This window comes from Methylobacterium sp. WL19, from assembly GCF_008040005.1.
Classification (GTDB): Bacteria; Pseudomonadota; Alphaproteobacteria; order Rhizobiales; family Beijerinckiaceae; genus Methylobacterium; species Methylobacterium bullatum.
This window is the reverse complement of the sequence record NZ_VRVC01000204.1, coordinates 1-5,360: the sequence shown is the minus strand read 5'-3', so window position 1 is coordinate 5,360 and position 5,360 is coordinate 1. Positions and strand designations below refer to the sequence as shown.

The 5,360-nt window shown below is 67.7% G+C and carries 4 protein-coding genes and 1 pseudogene; 2 read left to right on the top strand and 3 right to left on the bottom strand.

Going from position 1 to position 5,360, the window contains the following annotated elements:
- Both FV220_RS23865 and FV220_RS23860 read right to left on the bottom strand, forming a co-directional pair.
- Positions 1-342: pseudogene (locus tag FV220_RS23865) on the bottom strand (hypothetical protein); the annotation flags it as partial.
- Positions 339-1,799 (bottom strand): AmpG family muropeptide MFS transporter, encoded by a 1,461-nt coding sequence (locus FV220_RS23860; RefSeq protein WP_147833462.1) that lies wholly within the window; start codon positions 1,797-1,799, stop codon positions 339-341. The gene FV220_RS23860 and the pseudogene FV220_RS23865, both read right to left, overlap by 4 nt.
- 393 nt (positions 1,800-2,192) lie before the next feature.
- Here FV220_RS23860 and FV220_RS23855 point away from each other — a divergent pair, with 393 nt between their 5' ends.
- Together FV220_RS23855 and FV220_RS23850 are read left to right on the top strand one after the other, a co-directional pair.
- Positions 2,193-3,287 carry a PAS domain-containing protein gene (locus FV220_RS23855; protein ID WP_051074371.1) on the top strand — a complete coding sequence of 365 codons (1,095 nt, stop codon included), beginning with the start codon at positions 2,193-2,195 and terminating at the stop codon, positions 3,285-3,287.
- Positions 3,284-3,763, top strand: coding sequence for a response regulator (locus FV220_RS23850; protein ID WP_056144379.1), 480 nt, complete (start codon positions 3,284-3,286; stop codon positions 3,761-3,763). Before FV220_RS23855 ends, FV220_RS23850 begins: the two co-directional genes overlap by 4 nt.
- A 12-nt stretch (positions 3,764-3,775) precedes the next feature.
- Here the strand turns inward: FV220_RS23850 and mutS are convergent.
- Positions 3,776-5,360, bottom strand: a 1,585-nt coding sequence (gene mutS / locus FV220_RS23845) for a DNA mismatch repair protein MutS (protein WP_147833461.1), incomplete at its 5' end; no start/stop codon positions are given.

Sequence of the window (5,360 nt, the reverse complement as noted above, 5' to 3'; positions counted from 1 at the left end):
CCCCCCCCCCCTTTTTTTTTTTAAATGACCCGCCCACCCCCTAGATCTACCCGTACGGCGTCGGCGGCAGCGTCTGATGTTTATATGTCCCCGGCGCAGGGCCGTGCGCATGGCCCCTTCGGTGGCGCGCGACACCGCCTCGGTCACGGGCGCCGGAAGGCTGCGGCTGATCATGTCGAGGGGAGCCCCCGCCACCGCGGACAGGCGCGCGGCGAGGCCGGGCGTCTCCAGCGTGCGGACGGCACGCACGAGCGCGGCGCGGTCGGCATCTTTGAGGTCCGGGCCGGCCGACGCTTCGGCCGGGGTGGAGCGGGTATCGTCGACGAGGGAAATGTTGCTCACGTCTGCGGTCTCATCCGTGTTTCGGGCGCCGGCGCGCCGGGCCGATCGCTGGAAGCAAGCGTGAGGCCCGCGGGATGGTTCCCGCTCACGGTCTCGGTGTCGCCCGAGGCGGCGGTCTCGGCGGCGGCGCGGGCCGCGCTGCGTTCACCGGCGCGCCCGACGAAGAAGCACAGGATCAGCACCGGGATGCCCACCGCCGCCGTGAAGGCGAAGAAGACCGGGTAACCGTAGCTGGCGACCATGAAGCCGGACGTGCCCGCCACGAGCTTTCCCGGCAGGGCGTAGAGCGACGAGAACAGCGCGTATTGCGTGGCCGCGAAGCCCGGCGCCGTGAGGCTCGACATGTAGGCGATCAGCGCCATTCCGGCGAAGGATCCGCAGAAATTGTCGATGGAGATCGCGGCGGTCAGGCGCCAGACTTCCGGTCCGCCATAGGACAGCCACGAGAAGGAGAGGTTGGAGGCCGCGCCCAGGAATGCGCCGGCGACGAGGGTGGGGAACAGCCCGAACCGGGTCATCGCCCAGCCGCCGACGAAGGCGCCGGCGATGCCGATCCAGATACCGTAGAGCTTTGACACCGCGCCGATCTCGGTCAGGGTGAACCCGATCTGCCGGTAGAGCGGGCTCGCCATCACGCCTGAGATGAAATCCGGCATGCGGTAGAAAGCGACCAGGATGAGGATCGCCCACAGGCCCGGGCCGAGGCGGGTATGCAATTCGGTGAGGGGTTCGAGCACGGCGGCGCGGAACGACCAGGCCTTCGCCGGTGCGCCGGCCGGCTGCGCCGATGCGGCGTCCAAAGCCTCGGCGTGCTCCCTGTCGAAGGCGGGAGCGAGGAGTGCGGCGATCATGCCGACGCCCATGAGCCCGGCCATGCTGAAATAGGCCACCGACCATCCGGCCCAGTCGGCGATGAACAGGGCGCCCGCCCCGGCGCACATGAGCGCCAGCCGGTAGCCGAGGTTCGAGGTCGCCGCCATGACGCCCTGGAGATCGGTGCCGGCGGCATCGATGCGCCATCCGTCGATGACGACGTCCTGCGTCGCGGCGCAGATCGCCACGAGAAAAGCCCCGAGGCCGAGGAGGACGAGGCTGCTCGCCGGGTTGGCCGTGGCCATGAGCGAGAGCGCGAGGGCGACGGCGACCTGTGTGGCGATCATCCACGAGCGCCGGCGGCCGATGCGGGCGCTCAGGACGGGCACGTCGAAACGGTCGATGAGCGGCGCCCAAAGGAATTTGAGGGTGTAGGGCAGCGCCAGGTAGCTGAAGAGGCCGATCGCCTTGATGTCCACGTCGGAATAAGCGAGCCGCGTGGAGAAGGTGCCGAGCACGAGCAGCAGCGGCAGGCCGGACGAGAAGCCCAGGGCCAGCATCAGGACGATGCGGGGATCCTCGACAATATCCCGCAAGGCGAGCTTGGTGCGCACCTTTCCCGATACCTCTGCACTCTGAGCCATTCGTGGAACTCCTGAAGGCTTATGACCCTTTAGGGTCGGCTGCCATGTTCGCCGGACGCCGGTTCGTCCAAGGGGTCGTCACGACGCGGTACGGCCTGTGCCGCCTCGTGTGACTGGAATGAAGAATGGTAACCAGGAACTTAATGAATGCGCATACTTTGTAGGTAGCTATTGGCTCGCAATGAGACATATTCCTTGCCGGCGAGTCGACGTAACGAGGAAATATCCTCCCGATCTATTTGCCGAGGCGGTCGTTTCGGTCTGTGCCGTCGAAGTGCTGCTGTCATCGGATGAGGGCGGTGGTACAAGCGTGATGTCAGGATGATGGGCAGCAGCAACAATCAGGTTTCGGCCGGACTTCGCCCGGTGGGGAACGCCTCCGTGGATGCCAAGATGTTCGCCATGGCTTTCGACGCCAGTCCCACGCCCATGGTGGTGACTGACCCTCGCCTTGCCGACAACCCCATCGTCTGGGTCAACGACGCTTTTCTGACGCTCACCGGTTATGCGCGCGCGGACCTGCAGGGCCGTAACTGCCGCTTGCTCCAGGGGCCGGACAGCGATCCGCGGACGATCGATGCCATCCGCGACGCCTTGAGGCGGCAGGCACCCGTCGAGGTCGAGCTGTGCAACTATCGTAAGGACGGCTCCTCCTTCTGGAACGCCATGACGATCTCGCCGGTCCGCAACGACTCGGGCGAGCTGGTGTATTACTACGCCGCCCAGGCCGACATGACCGAGAAGCACGCTCTCGAACTCGCCTTGCAGGAAACGAACGACGAGCTCGAACGGCAGGTTCACGAGCAGACCGCAGACCTGCGGGCCGCCCTGGAGGAGAAGACCGCGCTGCTCCACGAGGTCGATCATCGGGTCAAGAACAACCTGCAGGTCATCTCCTCCCTGGTTTTGCTGAAGGCGCGGCGAACCCCCCAGGGCGAGGCGCGCGATGCCCTTCAGGGCATGGCCGAGCGCATCGGCGCGCTCTCCATGGTGCATCGCATGCTCTATTCGGCCGGGGACGTGACCCGCTTCAATCTGGAAGAGTTCGCCGACGATTTCATGTCCGACCTCACCGCCGGCATCGACCCGGCGCGCACGGCGGTCACCGCCGAGGTCGACCCGATTTCCCTGCCGGCCGCCATCGCGGCACCCCTCGCCCTGATGCTGCACGAACTCGCCACCAACGCCGTCCGCCACGCCTTCCCGAACGATCGCGAAGGACGGGTCAGCATTTCCGCCCGCCGTTGCGAGACCGGCCTGCGCCTCCAGATCGAGGATGACGGCATCGGACGGAATGCCGCGGCACCGAACCCGGCCGGGTTCGGCTGTTCCCTGGTGGAGATGGTGGTGAAGCAGCTGCGCGGGGTCATCACCTGGCACGAACCCGGTTCGGGTACGCGCGTCGAGATCGTGATTCCCCTTCAATCGGAGAGCCCCAGACCCGCCACGTCCGCGCCGCGTGAAGCCACGCTAGGGCAGGCAGGGTGAGCGGCGCGGAAGGACTTCGTATCCTCGTCGTCGAGGACGAGGCGCTCATCGCCCTCGAACTCCAATGTCTTCTGGAAGATCTCGGCCACGTCATCGCCGGGGTGGCGGCAAGCTCGGCCGAAGCCATCGAACTCGGGCGGGCGACCTCCCCCGACATCGCCCTGGTGGACATCCACCTCATCGACGGCCCGACCGGGGTCGAGGTGGCGAGGATCCTGAGCCTCGACCCGCGCACCAGCGTCGTGTTCATGACCGCCAACGACAAGCGCATCCCCGCGGATTTCGCCGGTGCGTTGGGCGTCATCGCCAAGCCCTATTCGGAACGCGCGGTCGCGGGTGCGTTGCGCTACGTGGCGGCGATCCGGGCCGGGGGGCAACCCGAGCCACACGGATCGGACGGGTTCCGGCCGGCGTCGGAGGGCGTGGCGGAGGATGCCCTCTGGTCGCAGAAGCCCTGGGCCGGGGCGAGGCCCTGACGCCTCCGGGCCTCAGTTCATGTCGTCGCGAGCCGTCTTCTTGAGGCGATAGAGCACCTCCAGCGCCTCGCGCGGTGTCAGGGCGTCGGGATCGATCCGGTCCAGCTCCTGCCGCAGGGGATCGTCCGCCGCTGGAGCCTGCACCTCCGGCAGGGGCGGCGGGGCGAGGCTGGCGAAGAGCGGCAGGTCGTCGATGCGCGGACGGGTCGGGCGGTCGCGCTCCGCCTTCTCCAGGTTTTTCAGGATCGAGCCGGCCCGGGCGATGACCCCGGCGGGCAAGCCGGCGAGGCGCGCGACCTGAAGGCCGTAGGACCGCTCGGCCACGCCCGGCACGACCTCGTGCAGGAACACCACTTCGCCCTTGTGCTCGGCCACTTTCAGCGTCGCATTGTCGAGCCGCGTGAGACGCTGGCTCAAGGCCGTGAGTTCATGGAAATGGGTGGCGAAGAGCGCGCGGCACCCGTTCTGTTCGTGGAGGTATTCGAGGCAGGCCCAGGCGATGGAGAGACCGTCGAAGGTCGCAGTGCCTCGGCCGATCTCGTCGAGGATGACGAGGGAATGCCGGCTCGCCTGGTTCAGGATCGCGGCCGTCTCCACCATCTCGACCATGAAGGTCGATTGCCCGCGCGCCAGATCGTCGGCGGCGCCGACCCGCGAGAACAGCCGGTCCACCACGCCGAGATGCACGCGAGTGGCCGGTACGAACGAGCCCATCTGGGCGAGGACGGCGATGAGGGCGTTCTGGCGCAGGAAGGTCGACTTGCCGCCCATATTCGGCCCGGTGATGAGCCGGATGCGGCCGCGCCCTTCGCCGGACAGGTCGCAATCGTTGGCGATGAACGGCTCGCCGGACCGCCGCAGGGCGGATTCCACCACCGGATGGCGGCCGCCCTCGACGACGAAGCTGAAACTGTCATCGACGAAGGGCCGGCGCCAATCCCGCTCCACAGCCAGTTCCGCATGGGAGGCGGTGACGTCGAGGCTGGCCAGGGCGTCCGCGATGGCGGCGACGGTCTCGGCCTGGGCCATGATCCGAGCGGCCAGCGCATCGAAGACCTCGGTTTCGAGGGCCAGCGCCCGGTCGGCCGCCCCCGAGATGCGGCTTTCGAGATCGTTCAGTTCCACGCTCGAGAACCGCATGGCATCGATCATGGTCTGGCGATGGATGAACGTCTCGCGCAAGGCGCCCTTGAGGCAGGTCTCGCCCACCGCCTGCGGCACCTCGATGTAGTAGCCGAGCATGTTGTTGTGCTTGATCCGCAGGGTGCGGCAGCCGGTCTCCTCGGCATAGCGCGCCTGCAGCCCGGCGATGACCTTGCGTGAATCCTGGCCGAGCAGCCGGGCCTCGTCGATCTCGGCATCGTAGCCGGCGCGCACGAAGCCGCCGTCGCGTCGGTTGAGGGGAAGGTCGTCGGCGAGCGCCGCGCGCAGATGCTCGACGAGATCGGCATCCACCGTGCCAAGGCGCTGGACGATGCCGGCGAGATCCTCCGGCAAGGCTTTCACCTCTCCGCAACGCTGCGAGATCGCCAGGGCCGCGTCGAGACCGTCGCGCAGGGCCGCGAGATCGCGCGGGCCGCCGCGCCCGAGGCCCAGC

Coding starts and splice junctions, on each gene's coding strand:
- FV220_RS23860 (WP_147833462.1), bottom strand. CDS start 1,799: ATGGCTCAGAGTGCAGAGGTATCGGGAAAGGTGCGCACCAAGCTCGCC.
- FV220_RS23855 (WP_051074371.1), top strand. CDS start 2,193: ATGTTCGCCATGGCTTTCGACGCCAGTCCCACGCCCATGGTGGTGACT.